14 protein-coding genes are annotated in these 16150 nt (G+C 71.8%); 8 read left to right on the forward strand and 6 right to left on the reverse strand.

All coding sequences use genetic code 11. The features are described from left to right. Window positions 1-547: ArsA family ATPase (locus BN12_RS09950; protein WP_157635697.1), on the reverse strand; the 547-nt coding region annotated here is incomplete at its 3' end. Between the two features lie 11 nt (window positions 548-558). Next, window positions 559-1002, reverse strand: coding sequence for an SRPBCC family protein (locus tag BN12_RS09955; RefSeq protein WP_048552099.1), 444 nt, complete (start codon window positions 1000-1002; stop codon window positions 559-561). Between the two features lie 117 nt (window positions 1003-1119). Between BN12_RS09955 and BN12_RS09960 the strand changes: the two genes are divergently transcribed. Both BN12_RS09960 and BN12_RS09965 read left to right on the forward strand, forming a co-directional pair. Beyond that, a complete protein-coding gene (locus tag BN12_RS09960; RefSeq protein ID WP_053079998.1) occupies window positions 1120-2910 on the forward strand; it encodes an AMP-dependent synthetase/ligase in 1791 nt (596 codons plus the stop codon). Window positions 2911-2946: 36 nt separating this feature from the next. Next, window positions 2947-4320: a hypothetical protein gene (locus BN12_RS09965; protein ID WP_157635435.1), complete on the forward strand. Its 1374-nt coding sequence runs from the start codon at window positions 2947-2949 to the stop codon at window positions 4318-4320. A gap of 160 nt (window positions 4321-4480) precedes the next feature. On the opposite strand, the gene BN12_RS09970 is transcribed toward BN12_RS09965, so the two are convergent. Together BN12_RS09970 and BN12_RS09975 are read right to left on the reverse strand one after the other, a co-directional pair. After that, a complete protein-coding gene (locus tag BN12_RS09970) occupies window positions 4481-5752 on the reverse strand; it encodes a hypothetical protein (RefSeq protein ID WP_157635436.1) in 1272 nt (423 codons plus the stop codon). A gap of 598 nt (window positions 5753-6350) precedes the next feature. Then, entirely contained in the window at window positions 6351-6635 is a 285-nt protein-coding gene (locus BN12_RS09975) for a hypothetical protein (protein WP_048552103.1), read from the reverse strand. 1217 nt (window positions 6636-7852) lie between these two features. On the opposite strand from BN12_RS09975, the gene BN12_RS09980 reads away from it, so the two are divergent. Together BN12_RS09980 and BN12_RS09985 are read left to right on the forward strand one after the other, a co-directional pair. Next, the gene (locus BN12_RS09980) at window positions 7853-9571 is read left to right on the forward strand and encodes a DEDD exonuclease domain-containing protein (protein WP_048552105.1); all 1719 of its coding nucleotides are present in this window, start codon (window positions 7853-7855) and stop codon (window positions 9569-9571) included. Window positions 9572-9606: 35 nt separating this feature from the next. Continuing rightward, entirely contained in the window at window positions 9607-9888 is a 282-nt protein-coding gene (locus tag BN12_RS09985; RefSeq protein ID WP_048552106.1) for an Lrp/AsnC family transcriptional regulator, read from the forward strand. Window positions 9889-9951: 63 nt separating this feature from the next. Here BN12_RS09985 and trpD read toward each other — a convergent pair whose 3' ends face one another. Together trpD and BN12_RS09995 are read right to left on the reverse strand one after the other, a co-directional pair. Next, window positions 9952-11013 (reverse strand): anthranilate phosphoribosyltransferase, encoded by a 1062-nt coding sequence (trpD, locus tag BN12_RS09990; RefSeq protein WP_048552108.1) that lies wholly within the window; start codon window positions 11011-11013, stop codon window positions 9952-9954. Window positions 11014-11027: 14 nt separating this feature from the next. After that, window positions 11028-11453 carry a response regulator gene (locus BN12_RS09995; RefSeq protein WP_048552110.1) on the reverse strand — a complete coding sequence of 142 codons (426 nt, stop codon included), beginning with the start codon at window positions 11451-11453 and terminating at the stop codon, window positions 11028-11030. Between the two features lie 187 nt (window positions 11454-11640). Between BN12_RS09995 and ctaE the strand changes: the two genes are divergently transcribed. From ctaE to qcrB, 4 genes are all read left to right on the forward strand, one after another. Next, entirely contained in the window at window positions 11641-12312 is a 672-nt protein-coding gene (gene ctaE, locus BN12_RS10000; protein WP_083454547.1) for an aa3-type cytochrome oxidase subunit III, read from the forward strand. A gap of 11 nt (window positions 12313-12323) precedes the next feature. Continuing rightward, window positions 12324-13133, forward strand: coding sequence for a cytochrome bc1 complex diheme cytochrome c subunit (gene qcrC / locus BN12_RS10005; protein ID WP_048552112.1), 810 nt, complete (start codon window positions 12324-12326; stop codon window positions 13131-13133). Window positions 13134-13194: 61 nt separating this feature from the next. Next, window positions 13195-14322, forward strand: coding sequence for a cytochrome bc1 complex Rieske iron-sulfur subunit (gene qcrA, locus BN12_RS10010; protein WP_048552114.1), 1128 nt, complete (start codon window positions 13195-13197; stop codon window positions 14320-14322). Continuing rightward, on the forward strand, window positions 14319-16109 hold the full coding sequence (gene qcrB / locus BN12_RS10015; protein ID WP_048552116.1) for a cytochrome bc1 complex cytochrome b subunit: 1791 nt from the start codon (window positions 14319-14321) through the stop codon (window positions 16107-16109). Before qcrA ends, qcrB begins: the two co-directional genes overlap by 4 nt. The last annotated feature ends 41 nt before the right edge of the window (window positions 16110-16150 follow it).

Here is a 16150-nt window from a genome sequence, read left to right on the forward strand (position 1 = left end):
CCGGCGGCGGCAGGGGCACCCCGACGGCGGCCGCCGCGGCGGGCCGGAGCGCGGTCAGCATGCCGCGCTGGAGGGGCAGCAGCCGCTGGAGGTGCCAGGCGAGGATCTCCGGCAGCGCGAGGAGTCGCAGGGTCTCGGCGGTCGGTGCGCAGTCGACGACGACGAGATCGTGCCGGCCGGCCGAGACGTGCTCGCGGAGGGCGCCGAGCGCGGCGAGCTCGTCGGCGCCGGGGAGGGACGTCAGCTCGTCGGCGAGGACGGGGTCGAGGCCGAGAGCGTCGAGCACGCCGAGCAGGTAGTCCTGGACGGTCCGCCACGACGGCTCGAGCGTCGTCCGTGCACTGACCTGGCTCGCCTCGAGTCCCGGGGCGACCTCGACGACCTCTCCGGCGGGCAGGCGGACGTCGAGGGCGTCACCGAGGGAGTGCGCCGCGTCGGTGGACAGCACGAGCGTCTTGACGCCGGCCGCGGCGGCGGACACGGCATGCGAGGCAGCCGTCGTCGTCTTGCCGACCCCGCCCTTGCCGGTGAAGAGAATGATCCGCATGGGCGCCCAGGTCAGCCCTCGACGCGCTTCTTCAGCTCCTTGAGCGCGGTGTCGACGATGGCCTTCTCCGCCTTGCGCTTCAGCATCCCGAGCATGGGCACCTTGACGTCGACGAGGAGCTTGTAGGTCACCCTCGTGCCGCCGCCCGCCGCGACGAGGGCGTAGGAGCCGTCGAGGGCCTTGAGCATCGAGGCCTGGACGAGGTGCCAGGAGACGACGCCCGTGCCGTCCTCGTCGACGTCCCAGTCGTATCGGAGGGTGTAGGTGTCCTTGATGACGCCCGCATCGAGCTGGAACTCCACCTCGTCGGCCCAGCCGTCGCCGTCCTCGCTGAGGATCGTGGCTCGCTTCATCTCCGCGGCCCACTGGGGGTATGCCTCGAAGTCGGCGATCACGTCGAGGACGGATCCGGGCGCCGCGGCGATGTCGATGCTGGACTCGGTGCGATCGGCCATGGCGGGAAGGGTACCCGTCCCGGGGCGTCGGGCATCGCGGACCCGACCGGGCAGTAGGGTTTGGTCGCAACGAGAGCGGCGCCGAGCGCGGTTCAGCAGCCACGCGAAGGAGACATCGTGGAGGAGTCGACCACCGCACCCGTCGTCCCGTCGCGGACGGACGGCACGCTCGGGGACATCGCGTTCCGCAACGCCGAGCTGGACGCCCATCGGGTGGCCTTCTCACGGCGTCAGGGCACCGGTTGGGCCGACGTGACGGCCGGCCAGTTCCGCGACGACGTGGCCGGGCTCGCGAAGGGCCTCATCCACGCCGGCGTCGGACAGGGCGACGCGGTCGGCATCATGTGCCGCACCCGATATGAATGGACCCTCGTCGACTGTGCGCTGTGGGCCGTCGGAGCCCTCCCCGTCGCGATCTACGAGACGTCGTCGGCCGAGCAGGTCGAGTGGATCCTCTCGGACTCCGGCGCGGTCGCGGCGGTCGTCGAGACGGCTGCGCATCTCGCGGCCGTCGAGGAGGTCCGCGACCGGCTCCCTGCGTTCCGCGACGTGTGGGTCATCGACAAGGGCGCGATCGGCCACCTCACCGAGCACGGCCGGGACGTCCCCGAGTCCGCGCTCGCGGAGGCACGGGCGGGCCTGGACCGGTCGAGTCCGGCGACCCTCATCTACACCTCCGGCACGACGGGCCGGCCCAAGGGCGTGACGCTCACCCACGGCAACTTCCTCGACCTGGCGGAGAATGCCGCGGAGAAGCTGTCCGAGGTCGTCCATGCCGAGGGCGCCTCGACCCTCCTGTTCCTCCCGCTCGCCCACGTCTTCGCCCGGTTCATCGAGGTGCTCTGCCTCGAGGCCCGCGTGCCGATGGGCCACTCGTCCGACATCCGGTCGCTCCTGGAGGACTTCGCGGCGTTCAAGCCCTCCTTCATCCTCGCCGTCCCCCGCGTCTTCGAGAAGGTCTTCAACTCCGCCGAGGCCAAGGCGACGAGCGACGGCCGCGGGAAGGTCTTCACGAAGGCGACCGAGACGGCCATCGCCTGGTCGGAGTCCCTCGACGAGGGCCGCACCCGGTTCGGCCTGAGGGCCCGGCACAAGCTCTTCGACGTCCTCGTCTACGGCAAGCTGCGCTCCGCGATGGGCGGTCGCGTGCAGTATGCCGTGTCCGGTGGGGCACCCCTCGGGACCCGGCTCGGCCATTTCTTCCGCGGCATCGGCGTGACGATCCTCGAGGGCTACGGCCTCACCGAGACGACGGCCCCGGCGACGGTGAACCTGCCGGACCGGATGAAGATCGGCACGGTCGGCGTGCCCCTTCCCGGCGTGACGATCGGGATCGACGACGACGGCGAGATCCTCATCAAGGGCATCAACGTCTTCGCCGAGTACCACGACAACCCCGAGGCGACGCAGGAGGCCCTCCGGGGCGGCTGGTTCCACACCGGCGACATCGGCGACCTCGACGGCGACGGCTTCCTGCGCATCACGGGTCGCAAGAAGGAGCTCCTCGTCACCGCCGGCGGCAAGAACGTCGCGCCGGCCGTCCTCGAGGACCGGCTGCGCGCCCACCCGCTCGTGTCCCAGTGCATCGTCGTCGGCGACCAGAAGCCCTTCATCGCCGCCCTCATCACCCTCGACGAGGAGATGCTGCCCGGCTGGGCCCACAACAACGGCCTGTCCGGCCTGTCCATCGACAAGGCCCGGACCGACGAGCGCGTCCTCGCCGAGCTCCAGCACGCCGTCGACGACGCGAACAAGGCCGTGAGCAAGGCCGAGTCGATCCGCAAGTTCCAGGTCCTCGACACCGACTTCACCGAGGAGGGCGGCCACCTCACCCCGTCCCTCAAGCTCAAGCGCAACGTCATCATGCGCGACTTCGCCGACGAGGTGGAGGCGCTCTACAGCCGCTGACGAGAGGCGGCCGGCTCCTCGGCTACTGTCCCCGTCGTGACCCCACAGGTACAGGCGCGCGACGGACGGCGCGGCGCGGCATACGTCCTCGTCGTCCTGTGGCTCCTGTCCTTCGGCATGCTCCAGTGGAGCGTCGTCCGGTTCCGGGTGCCGATCGTCCTCTCCCTCACCCTCGCGTGCCTCGCCCTCGCGCTCTGGCTGGCCCGGCGGACGGTCGTGCGGCTCGACCGGTGGGCCGTCGTCCTCGCCCTCGTCGGCTCGGCCGTCATCGTCCCCGCCGTCCCGTTGTTCAGCTACGTCCGGGGCGCCGCGCTCGTGGCCGCGGTCGGCACCCTCGTCGTCGGGGCCCTCGCGTGCGCGCTCCTCGTCGCGCTCCGGCCCCGGCTCCGGCCGTATGCGACGCCCGCCGTCGCCCTCGTCGCGGCTCTCGCGTATGCGGCGACCACGGCCATCGCGGTCATCGCCGACCCGGCTCCGCGGATCGACGTCTGGGTCACCCTCCAGCAGTCGGCCGACGGCATCCTCCGCGGCGAGAACATGTATGCGATGACGTGGGTGGACTCCCCCGGCATCAAGGACGCCTTCACCTACCTGCCGTGGACCTCCGTCCTGCTCGCCCCCGGGCGCTGGCTCGCCGGCGACGTCCGCTGGATGCTCCTCGTCTGGATGCTCGTCGGCGTCGCGGGCGTGTGGCGCCTCGGCCGCGGACGCGACGGCGCGGCATACGCCATCGCTCTCCTCTGCCTGGCCCCCGGCACGCTGACCCAGGTGGACCAGGCCTGGACCGAGCCGCTGCTGTTCTGCGGGCTCGCGTGGTGGGCGGCCCTCGTGTCGCGGGGGCGGGCCTGGTGGGCCGTCGTCCCCCTCGCCCTCGCCTGTGCGAGCAAGCAGCACCTCGCGCTGCTGCTGCCGCTCCTGCTCCTCTGGAGACCGTTCGGGGTGCGGCGGACCCTGGCGACGGGAGCGCTTGCGGGCGTGCTCATCCTGCCGTGGTTCCTCGCCGGGCCCGCCGACTTCGTCCACGACACGGTGACCCTCCTCGTCGGCTTCCACCCGATCCGGTTCGCCAACACGTGGTACCTGCTCTTCCTCAACCGGTACGGCGTGACGCTGCCGTTCTGGGTGACCGGCATCGTCGTCCTCGGCACGCTCGCCGTCGCCCTGCTCGCCGTGTCGCGTCGCCAGCCTCCGCTCGAGGAGCTGCTGCGGTGGCTGGCCCTCGTCCTCCTCGTCGCCAACCTCGTCAACAAGCAGGCGTTCTACAACCAGTTCTGGCTGTCCGCCGCCCTCGTGGCCCTGTCCCTCGCCGCCGGTGACGCTCTCGCCCCCGGTACGACCGACGTGCGCGGCGACGACCTCGGGACGTCGCACGGGCGACCCCGGTCACGCCGGCGACCCACCGCGGCCTGACGCGCCCGGTGCGTCGCCCGCTCCCACACCTGCCGTCCGCATCCGGCACCCCGCCACCTGAAGACATCCCACCCGATCCAGGACAGACATCCACCCGACATCCGCATCCCCGGGTTCAGCCCATGGCCGGGCGAGCCTCGTCCACCCCGTCCACGCGGTCTCAGGACGTCGCCTGCGCGACCTCGGCGACCCACCGTCGCGTGAAGTCACTCTCACTCGTGTGCAGCACGGTCGCGAACGCCCTGGTCGTCGACCGCCGCACGTCGGAAGCGCCACCGGACGTTGCAGCCGTCTCGTAGAACCGCGTCAGCCCGGTCGATCCGGCCTCCCGGTCGATGAGCCGCACGGCCAGCCACCCCTCGTTGTAGGCCGCTGCGGCGGAGTCCCCGGTGAACGCGGCGTCCCCGGGCAGCCGCTGGGGCAGCCCATGACCCCGGACCTCTCTCCGGAGTGGCTCGACGACGGCGTGCTCGGAGACGTCGATGCTGCCGTAGCCGACGAAGTCCGCGAACCCCTCGCTGAGCCACAGCGGTACTCGTCCGGGGAGGGAGGACCGGACGGCGACGTGCGTCGTCTCGTGGGCGAGGACCGCGACGCGCCCCTCCTCGCGGAGGTCGTCGAACGCCGCCGGATTGACGACGACACGGTCGCTCGTCGCGACACCGCCGGACGGGATCGTGCCCGAGGTCTCCGCGGCGACGTCGTCGAGGTCGTGCCCGTTCCCCCTGGACCCGCCGAGCTGAGCGAGCGCCTCCCGGACGGTGGCCGGCGCGACGACGACGACCCGATGAGGCCAGTCCCTGTGCCACACCGTGCCGACACGGGCGACGGCGTCGTCGACGGCACGGCGATAGGCCTCGAGACGGTCGACGGAGACATTCCCGATGACCAGTGTCGTGGCGGACCGCGCGACCCGCATACCCGGCAGGTCCCACGGCTGCGCCTCGGTGGCGTTGTCGTCGGCGCCCGGGTCCGTCAACAGCCATCCATGGCCATGCCGGACGAACGCGAAGGCCGTCGGATAGGTGTGCGGTCCCCGGTCGTAGTCGGTCAGCAGGTAGGAGCTGTCGACGGCAGCGACGAACGTGCCGTCCGCCCGATCGCGCACCGACGTGACCGCCGACCCGGCGCCCGAGATCGGGAGCCGGGTCATCCGGTCGTAGTCGGCGAGCTGTGCCGTCCCGTAGCCACCGTGGGGATCGGCGAGCGTCGCGGCGAATGCGGCCCGGTCATGATTGTCGATGGCCCGGGACCGGGCGTCGAGCACTCGCTGTGCCGCGTCGGTGAGCGCGGAGTCGGAGAAGGCACCGGCCGGCGGGCCCGGGGTCCATCCCGGCGTTCCCGAGCCGCCGCCGGCCACGAGCAGCGCACCGCCACCGACGACGACGGCCGCCGCGCCGGCGACGAGAGCAGCACGGATCCGGCGAGGCACCGGCACATCGTAGGTCGCCGGAATCGTCCGTCTCGGCCGATTCATCGCCGCGGCCGGTCCCGCACTGACGGATCACCGCCATCGATCCACCGCCGGTCGCTCACCAGCCGTCTGACGGGTCCCGCCAGCCCCCGCACCCGCGGGTCGCTCACGCCTGGCGCCACGCCCTGCGCAGCGCAGCGCACCTATGCGACCAGGTCACGCTCGACCACGGACACCCACCCCACGCGAGCCGCCTCACCCCGCGCCACACCGTGCGAGCCACCTCACCCACCACCAGTCCACGCTCGATCACGGAAACGCACCTCACGCGAGCCTCGACCACGGACGCCCACCCCGCGCCACACGCGCCGCCTCACCCCACGCCACCAGATCACCGCACCGGGGGCCACGCCCACGGGTCGCCTGCGCTGGCGCCACGCACGCGCAGCGCACCTACGCGACCAGGTCACGCTCGACCACGGACACCCATCCCACGCCACACAAGCCGCCTCACCCATCACCGGGTCACCACACCGCAGGTCACCCGCGCCGGCGCCACGTACGCAAGCGCCACGGGTTCGCCGTACGGCGAATCGCCGACGACCCGATTACCCGGTCAGCCAACGCGTCGGGGAGCGTCGACCTCCGCGACGACGCGGACCTCCCAGGCCCCACCCGGAGACAACAGCCCCGCCCGGACGAACCGGTCGACGACGAGGTGGTCGTCGGCGTCGAGGGCGAGCTCATGCAACTCGTTCTGGCTGCTCTCGCCGTATGGCGGACCACCGTCCAGGGTGCGGGCCGGCAGGGGGCCGAGCGCGGCGACGGCGGTCACCATGCACTCCCCGCAGCGGGCACCATGCGCAGGGCACGTCTCGCGGTCGATGACGATGGGCAACACCGGAATCACTCCTCACGTCTGGTCGGTCTCGACCCGTTCGACGACCACGTTAGAGACGACCACCGACAGCCCCGATGCCGAACGCCACGACCCCGCATCCTCGACAGCTCCCTGCGGCCGCCTTGGCGCTCATGACCCCGCCGCCCGCCTCGTCTCGACCATCAGCCGACGCGCACCCATCCCGGCTCGGACCCGTCGTTGAGTTGCCGAACGGCCTACCGAACCGTAGGTGGGATGATCACCCCACCTACGGGCCAGTAGCCGGCACCGTAGGAGCGCCGACCCAGCCGCGCCGGCTCAGCGATCCCCGGCCCCGGCGACGGCGCACCAGCTACCGAACGACCTACCGAACCGTACGTGGGGTGATCACCCACCTCCGGGCCAGCAGCCGGCACCGTAGGAGCGCCGACCCAGCCGCGCCGGCTCAGCGATCCCCGGCCCCGGGCGGCGGCGCACCAGCTACCGAACAACCTACCGAACCGTAGATGGGGTGATCACCCCACCTCCGGGCCAGCAGCCGGCACCGTAGGAGCGCCAACCCGGCCGCGCCGGCTCAGCGATTCTCGGCCCCGGCGGCGGCGCACCAGCTAGCGAACGACCTACCGAACCGTAGATGGGGTGATCACCCCACCTCCGGGCCAGTAGCCGGCACCGTAGGAGCGCCGACCCGGCCGCGCCGGCTCGGCGAGTCCCGGCCCCGGCGACGGCGCACCAGCTAGCGAACGGCTTACCGAACCGTAGGTGAGGTGATCACCCCACCTCCGGGCCAGCAGCCGGCACCGTAGGTGCGCCGACCCGGCCCCGGCCCCCGGCGGCAACGTCCCGGCTACCGAACGGCTTACCGAACCGTAGGTGGGGTGATCACCCCACCTACGGTCCATTAGCCGGCACGGCAACCACCCCGACCGACGCCGACTCCGAACGCACCGGCGACCAGCCCGCACCACCACCCCGCCGCGTCGACCGAACCGCTACCCGGCTGCGTCAACCGCTACCCGGCCGCGCCGGCTCAGCGATCTCCGGCCCCAGCCCGGCAGCAGCGCACCAGCTACCGAACGACCTACCGAACCGTAGATGGGGTGATCACCCCACCTCCGGGCCAGCAGCCGGCACCGTAGGAGCGCCAACCCGACCGCGCCGGCGATCGGGGTCGCCGGCCGCGGGCAGCGCCGCGCGCCTGCGGGGCGCTGTCGGTGGACGGACCTAGCGTCTGCCCCATGCCGATGGTGCAGGGGACGCTCGACGACCTGGGGACGGCACTGCATGCCGTCACCTTCGTCGTCGTCGACCTCGAGACGACCGGCGGCAGCCCGCAGGACTGCGGGATCACCGAGATCGGTGCCGTCAAGGTCCGCGGCGGCGAGGTGCTCGGCGAGTTCCAGACGCTCGTCGATCCCGGCGAGCCGATCCCGGCGTTCATCAGCGTCCTCACCGGCATCACCGACGCGATGGTCCGCGAGGCGCCGCGGGTCGAGGCCGCCCTCGGCGCCTTCCTCGACTTCGCCGGCGACGCCGTCCTCGTCGCGCACAACGCCGGCTTCGACATCTCCTTCCTCCGGGCCGCGGCGGCGCAGGCGGGGCGGCCCTGGCCGGGCAACCAGGTCCTCGACACCGTCCACCTGGCCCGGCAGCTCCTCGGGCGCGACGAGGTGCCCAACCACAAGCTGAGCAGTCTCGCCGCCCACTTCGGCGCGACGACGACGCCCGACCACCGCGCCCTCCACGACGCCCAGGCGACCGTCGACGTCCTGCACGGCCTCATCGGGCGGGTCGGCTCGCTCGGGGTGCACAGCCTCGAGGAGCTCATGGCATACAGCGCCCGGGTCAGTCAGGCGACCCGCCGCAAGCGCTGGCTCGCCGACGACCTCCCGCACGCGCCGGGCGTCTACGTCTTCAAGGACGACCGCGGCCACGTCCTCTACGTCGGCACCTCGGTCGACATCCGCACCCGGGTGCGCTCCTACTTCACCGCCTCGGAGAAGCGCAGCCGGATGGGCGAGATGGTCCGGCTCGCGGCGAGCGTCACGCCCGTCGTGTGCGCGACGACCCTCGAGGCGGAGGTCCGCGAGCTGCGGCTCATCGCCGAGCACAAGCCGCGCTACAACCGGCGCTCGACCCGGCCGGAGCGGGCGCAGTGGGTCAAGCTGACCGTCGAGTCCTTCCCCCGGCTGTCCGTCGTCAGGACGGTCGCACCGGACGGCGCGCGGTATGTCGGCCCGTTCGGGTCCCGGGCCGCCGCCGAGGAGGCGATCGCGGCGGTCCACGAGGTGCTCCCCCTGCGGCAGTGCGCGACGCGACTGTCGGTCACGCGACCCTCGCCCGCGTGCGCCCTCGCCGAACTGGGACGGTGTGGCGCCCCGTGCACGGGGGCCCAGAGCGTGGAGTCGTATGCCGCGATCGTCGACCAGGCCGTCGCCCTCCTCGCCGGCGACGGCCGCCGCGTCATGCGGGCCCTGACCCGCCGGATGCGCATCCTCGCCGAGCAGGAGCGGTTCGAGGACGCGGGAGCGCTGCGGGACCGCGTGCTCCACCTCGTCCGGGGCGTCGACCGGGCCCAGCGGATGGAGCCCCTCGCCCGCAGCCCCGAGCTCGTCGCCGCCCGGCCGTCGGTCCGGGGCGGCTGGGACCTCGTCTGCGTCCGCTACGGTCACCTCGCCGCGAGCACACATGCTCCGCGCGGCGCCGACCCGATGCCCTACGTCGAGGCGCTCCGGGCGAGCGCGGAGCAGGTGGAGGCCGGCTGCGCCCCTGCCCCGGCGGGCCTCACCGAGGAGACCGAGAAGGTGCTCCGGTGGCTCGAGACACCGGGCGTCCGCATCGTCCACCTCGACGGCGAGTGGACCTGCCCGGTCGGCGGTCTCGGGTCGGCTCGGGCCGAGCTCGAGCCGCTCGCCACGGCGCGGCGCCAGGTCGCCGGCTTCGTCGCGACGGCCTGAGTGGTCCGGCACCGGGCCCTCACTATGCTGGCCGCGTGATCACCGCCATCGTCCTCATCACCGCCGAGGTAGACAAGATCGTCGAGGTCGCCGAGGCCGCGGCCGACGTCGAGGGCGTGACGGAGGTGTACTCGGTGACCGGCGACGCCGACCTCATCGCCATCGTCCGGGTCCGGGAGCACGTGGAGTTCCACGACGTCATCGCGGGCACGCTCAACAAGATCCCCGGGGTGACGGGGACGTCGACGCACATCGCGTTCCGCACCTTCTCCAAGCACGACCTCGAGGCCGCGTTCAGCCTCGGCGCCGACGACTGAGCCCACATGCCGCGGCGCGTCGGCCGGCATGCCGCGGCGCGTCGGCCGGGGCCGAGAGCCGCGTCAGGAGGCGTGGGACGCGGTCACCCAGCGGTCGAGGGTCGCCGCGGCGGTGCCGGAGTCGACCGATTCCTCGGCGCGTCGCATACCGTCGCCGATCGCCGCGACGACGTCGGCCGTCGCGTGGCCCGCCGCACCGGACACGGCGGCCAGGGCGGCGCCGGCGTTGTAGACCACCGCGTCGCGTACCGGTGACCGCTCGCCCGCCAGAACGCGCCGGGCGACCTCGGCGTTGAACGCGGCGTCGGCCCCGCGCAGGGCGGAGAGCGGCGCGACCCCCAGGCCGACGTCACCCGGATCGACGAGGTGCTCGGACACCTCGCCGTCGGCGACCCACCACAGCCGGGACGGTCCGGCGATCGACAGCTCGTCGAGGCCCTCCTCGCCCCGGAACACCGCGGCCCGGCTGCCGCGGTCGGCGAGGACGCCGGCGATGAGCGGGGCCATCCGGGGGTTCGCGACGCCGATCGCGGCATACGGCGGCTGCGCGGGGTTCGTCAACGGCCCGAGGACGTTGAAGGCGGTCGGTATGCCGAGTCCGCTCCGGGCGGGCGCGGCGTGCCGGAACGAGGGGTGGAAGGTCTGGGCGAAGCAGAAGGTGATGCCGACCTCCCGCGCCAGCTCGGCGACCCGATCCGGGCCGAGGCCGAGGTCGACGCCGAGCGCCTCGAGGACGTCGGCCGCGCCGGAGGACGACGAGGCCGCCCGGTTCCCGTGCTTGACGACGGTGACCCCTGCCCCGGCGACGACGACGGCCGCCATCGTCGAGATGTTCACCGTGTGCGCGCGGTCGCCGCCGGTGCCGACGATGTCGACGGCGGGAGCCTCCACGGTGATCCGGTGGGCGTGCTCGAGCATGACGTCGGCGAGGCCGCGCAGCTCGGTCACCGTCTCGCCCTTGGCGCGCAGCGCGACGAGGAAGGCGGCGACCGAGATCGGGTTGGCCTCGCCGGACATGACCTCGTCCATCGCCCAGCGGACATGGGCGGCGGGCAGGTCCTCGCCGGCGAGCAGCGAGGTGAGCAGGTCCGGCCAGGTGGGATCGGCCGGGATGTCGGCAGTCATCCGCGGGGGCGCCGCTAGGCGCGCAGCTCGCCGCGGACGAGCCCGGCGACCCCGTCCGCGAGCGCGATGGGGTCCAGGGGGTGGGGCACGACGTGGTCGGCGTGCGACCAGGCGGCCAGCCAGCCGTCCTGGGGCCGTCCCGTGAGCACGAGGACGGGTGGGCACTCGTAGATCTCCTCCTTGAGCTGGCGGCACAGCCCGAGGCCGCCGGCCGGCACCGCCTCGCCGTCGAGGATGAGCCCGTCGAACCGCGTCGACTCGACGGCCTCGACGACCGCCTCCGGCGTGGCGCACTCCCGCCAGCTCACGACCTCGACGTCCCGGGCCGGGCGCCGGCCGACGGCCACCCGGACGGCGTCCCGCGTCGTGTAGTCGTCGCTGTAGAGCAGGAGGGACACCTGGCGGACCGAGCCGGGGGTCGCGGTCGTCGGGGAGCTCATGGGGGCGATCCTACCCACCCGGGGGTGCGGTCCCCGGGAGCCCCGAGGAGCGAGCCGAGAGGCGCCGGCGGCGGTCCCGTGAGAGCCTGGAGCGACGGGCCCAGGGCCCCTCCCGGGCGGCTCCGGAGAGGGCCGTCCGCAAGGCCCTCGGGGGGTCGCCGCCCACGCGGACTCGATTACCGACATAATGACGATCGTGCCGACCTCTGCATCGACCCAACCCGCCTCGCGCGGGCCCGTCCCGAGCATCCCGGGGCACGGTCCGGCGACCCGCCCGAACATGGTCGCGATGGGCACCATCGTCTGGCTGTCCAGCGAGCTGATGTTCTTCGCGGGCCTGTTCGCCGTGTACTTCACGATCCGGGCCGTCCGGCAGGACCTGTGGGCGGAGCGGACGGCGGGTCTCAACGTCCCGTATGCGACTGCCAACACGATCATCCTCGTCGTGTCGTCGGTCTGGTGCCAGCTCGGGGTCTGGAAGGCGGAGCACGGCCAGGCCGCGCGGACCGGCAGCCTCCTGGACATCAAGAACTGGGGCATGCGGGAGTGGTACGTCGTCACCTACATCTTCGGCGCGGTCTTCATCGCGGGCCAGGTCACCGAGTACGCCCACCTCGTGTCCGAGGGCGTGACGCTCTCCTCCGACGTCTACGGGTCGGTCTTCTACCTCGCCACCGGCTTCCACGGCCTGCACGTGACGGGCGGCCTCATCGCCTTCCTGCTCATCATCGGACGCACCTTCACCACTCGGCACTACAGTCACAACCAAGCGATCGGTGCCGTCGTGACGTCGTACTACTGGCACTTCGTCGACGTCGTCTGGATCGCCCTGTTCGCGACCATCTACCTGCTGAAGTGAGGACAGACCGCGTGAACGCTCTCGCCGCACGACGCCGACACCCCGCCGTCCTCACCGTGCTCCTCCTCGTCGCGCTCGTCGCGACGGGGTGCGCGTATGCCGCGTTCGCGCCGAAGCCCGCCCAGGCGGCGACCGCCGACGCCGACCAGGTCGCCCAGGGCAAGAAGCTCTTCCAGGCCAACTGCGCGACCTGTCACGGGCTCAACGGCGAGGGCACCAAGACCGGCACCGGCGACCAGATCGCCGGTCCTCCGCTCGCCGGCGTCGGTGCGGCGGCTGTCGACTTCCAGGTCGGCACGGGCCGGATGCCGATGGCGGCGCCGGGTGTCCAGGCCGCCCAGGGCGTGAAGGGCGCGCAGTTCACGCAGACCCAGATCGACCAGCTCGCGGCATACGTCGCCTCGCTCGGCCCCGGACCGGCGATCCCCGCCGCCGCCGACTACGACTACAGCAACGCCGACGCGGCCAAGGGCGGCGAGCTGTTCCGCGTCAACTGCGCGATGTGCCACAACTTCGCCGGCTCCGGCGGCGCCCTGACCCGCGGCAAGTACGCCCCGTCGCTGGCCACCGTCTCGCCCAAGCACATCTACGAGATCCTCAACACCGGATCCCAGGCGATGCCCGTGTTCAACGACACGAACCTCAGCCCGGACAGCAAGCGCGAGATCATCGCCTACATCAAGACGATCCACACCGAGCCGAGCCCCGGCGGCCTCAAGCTGGGCTCCATGGGCCCGGTGAGCGAGGGCCTGTTCGCCTGGGTCTTCGGCCTCGCCCTGCTCATCGGCTTCGCCGTCTGGCTCGGCAACAAGTCGGCATGACGGGGAGGAGCGTCATGAGCCTGCCCATCCGTTCTCTCGACACGACAGGACCGGTGACCCGATGAGCGACCACGACACCCCGGGCGGCGAGGTCGCCCGGACCGACGGAGAGTTCGGCGCGACCGCGGTGCGACTGGACGAGGGTCACGTCATCGGCGACGGCGGCCTCCCCGACCGGTTCGAGAACCCCGGGCTGGAGCCGCACCAGCAGCGCATGTCGGACCAGTCCGAGGCGGGCGCGAAGCGCGCCGAGAAGCAGGTCGCCGCGCTCTTCTCGCTGTCGATCATCGGCACCATCGTCTTCGTCGTCGCCTACTTCGCCCTCGACGCGCACGCCTACGTCTTCATCCCGGGCATCGGCGACATGGACTACTCCAACGCGGTGCTCGGCACGGCGCTCGCGTTCTCGCTCCTCGGCATCGGGCTCGGCGCCGTGCACTGGGCCAAGACGCTCATGCCCGACGAGGAGATCGTCGAGATGCGCCACCCGATGCGCTCGAGCGATGCGGCGCGGCAGGGCGTCGTCGACACGATGCTCGACGGCGCCGAGGGCAGCCAGATCAACCGTCGCCCCCTCATCAAGTACACCCTCGGCGGGGCGCTCGGCCTCTTCGCCATCCCGCTCGGGCTCCAGCTGGTCGGCGGGCTCGGCCCGCTGCCGAAGAACGGCCTGTCCCTCACCTACTGGAACGGGCCGATCGGCCCCGACGGGAAGCCGCACTTCAAGCCCTTGCGCCTCATGCGCGACCCCGAGAACACCGCCATCAAGGTCTCGGACGTGACGGTCGGCTCCGTGTTCCACGTCCAGCCCGAGGGCCTCCTCGACATGGACAGCGGCGTCCTGGAGGCCAAGGCCAAGGCCTCGGTGCTCCTCATGCGACTGCCTCCCGACACGATCACCTCGCGCAAGGAGATCGCGTGGGGTCATGATGGGATCGTCGCCTACTCCAAGATCTGCACCCACGTCGGATGCCCGGTCGGTCTCTACGAGCAGAACACCCACCACCTGCTCTGCCCGTGCCACCAGTCGACGTTCGACGTCACCGACGACTGCCGGGTCATCTTCGGCCCGGCGAAACGGCCGCTGCCGCAGCTGAAGATCGCGGTCGACGACGAGGGCTACCTCATCGCGACCCAGCCCTTCAGGGAGGCCGTCGGCCCGAGCTTCTGGGAGCGTGGTAGCGCATGACAACTTCGGCAGCACGCCCGGCCGACGGCCTGCGCGCGGGCGACGTTCCCGCCTCACCCCCACCGAGCGCCGGATCCAAGAAGCTCGGTGGCGTCGCCGGCTGGGTCGACGACCGCACGGGCGCCGCGGGTGGCGTCGGCTACCTGATGAAGAAGGTCTTCCCCGACCACTGGTCCTTCATGCTCGGCGAGATCGCGATGTACTCGATGATCGTCTGCCTGCTGTCCGGGGTCTTCCTCACCTTCTGGTTCGTCCCGAGCGCCGGCGAGGTCGTCTACCACGGCTCGTATGCCCCGCTCCAGGGCGTGACGATGTCCGACGCGTACGCCTCGACGGTGCACATCTCCTTCGACATCCGCGGCGGCCTGATCATCCGCCAGATCCACCACTGGGCCGCGCTGATGTTCATCGTCGCGGTGTCCGCCCACATGTTCCGGGTCTTCTTCACCGGAGCCTTCCGCAAGCCGCGCGAGATCAACTGGGTCATCGGCTGCATCCTGTCGATGCTGGCCATCGTCGAGGGCTTCGCCGGCTACTCCCTTCCCGACGACCTCCTCTCCGGCACCGGCCTGCGGGCGGCCGAGGGGTTCATGCAGTCGGCTCCGATCATCGGCTCCTACCTGGCCTACTTCGTCTTCGACGGGCCCTTCCCGGGCGAGGCGATCATCCCCCGCCTCTACTCCGTCCACGTCCTGCTCATCCCGGCCATCCTCATCGGCCTCTTCACGGCCCATATCGTCCTCGTGGCCCTCCAGAAGCACACCCAGTTCCCCGGCCCGGGCCGGACGAACGACAATGTCGTCGGCTACCCCGTCATGCCGGTGTATGCCGCGAAGGCCGGCGGGTTCTTCTTCATCGTCTTCGGCGCGATCGCCCTCATGGCGGCGCTCGTCCAGATCAACCCGATCTGGGCATACGGGCCCTATGACCCGTCGCCCGTGACGGCCGGCTCCCAACCGGACTGGTACATGGGCTTCGCCGACGGCGCGCTGCGCATCACCCCCAACTGGTTCGAGTTCGACATCCTCGGGTTCACCCTGAGCCTCAACATCGCCCTCGGCGCCCTCCTGCTCATTCCCGTCATGTACGGCGTCGCCATGGCCTACCCGTTCGTCGAACGGTGGATCACGGGGGACACGCGTGAGCATCACCTCCTCGACCGCCCGCGCAACGCTCCGACGCGCACGGCGCTCGGGATGTGGGCGCTGACGACCTACGGCGTGTTCATGTTCGCCGCGGGCAACGACATCATCGCCATCAAGTTCGGGATGTCCATCAACGACATCACGCACTTCTTCCAGTTCGGGCTCTTCATCCTCCCGCTCATCGCCTTCTGGGCCACCCGGCGGATCTGCCTCAGCCTCCAGCGGCACGACCGCGAGAAGGTGCTCCACGGTCGCGAGTCCGGCACCATCATCCGGACCGCCCAGGGCGGGTACTTCGAGCGGCACAGCGGTCTCGACCCCTACGAGCAGTGGACCCTCGTCCAGCACGAGCCGGTCGCGCCGATCGAGCTCGAGCCCGCCGTCGACGAGAACGGCGTGGCACGCCCGGCCGCCCGCAAGGACCGCCTCCGGGCGAGGCTGTCGCACTTCTACTTCCGCGACGTCGTCAACCCGGTCACCCCGAGCGAGCTCGCTGCGGCCCACCACGACGGGCAGCAGCACGAGGCGATCGAGGCGCAGGCCCTGTCCCACTCGATCGAGGCGGACCCCGAGTCCGCCTCCGGCAGCATGCATGTCGAGGAGGGCTCCGAGCCAGAGCCGACGGGCGGCCACGGCCACTGACGGGTCCTCCCTCCGGCACCTACCGGCACCTACCGGCACCG

This window comes from Nostocoides japonicum T1-X7 (assembly GCF_001046855.1).
Lineage (GTDB): Bacteria > Actinomycetota > Actinomycetes > Actinomycetales > Dermatophilaceae > Nostocoides > Nostocoides japonicum.

What these genes read in the sequence shown, in the direction of transcription:
- BN12_RS09955 (WP_048552099.1), bottom strand. Translation starts at nt 1,002, where the DNA reads ATGGCCGATCGCACCGAGTCCAGCATCGACATCGCCGCGGCGCCCGGA.
- BN12_RS09980 (WP_048552105.1), top strand. Translation starts at nt 7,853, where the DNA reads ATGCCGATGGTGCAGGGGACGCTCGACGACCTGGGGACGGCACTGCAT.
- trpD (WP_048552108.1), bottom strand. Translation starts at nt 11,013, where the DNA reads ATGACTGCCGACATCCCGGCCGATCCCACCTGGCCGGACCTGCTCACC.
- BN12_RS09995 (WP_048552110.1), bottom strand. Translation starts at nt 11,453, where the DNA reads ATGAGCTCCCCGACGACCGCGACCCCCGGCTCGGTCCGCCAGGTGTCC.
- ctaE (WP_083454547.1), top strand. Translation starts at nt 11,641, where the DNA reads ATGACGATCGTGCCGACCTCTGCATCGACCCAACCCGCCTCGCGCGGG.
- qcrA (WP_048552114.1), top strand. Translation starts at nt 13,195, where the DNA reads ATGAGCGACCACGACACCCCGGGCGGCGAGGTCGCCCGGACCGACGGA.
- qcrB (WP_048552116.1), top strand. Translation starts at nt 14,319, where the DNA reads ATGACAACTTCGGCAGCACGCCCGGCCGACGGCCTGCGCGCGGGCGAC.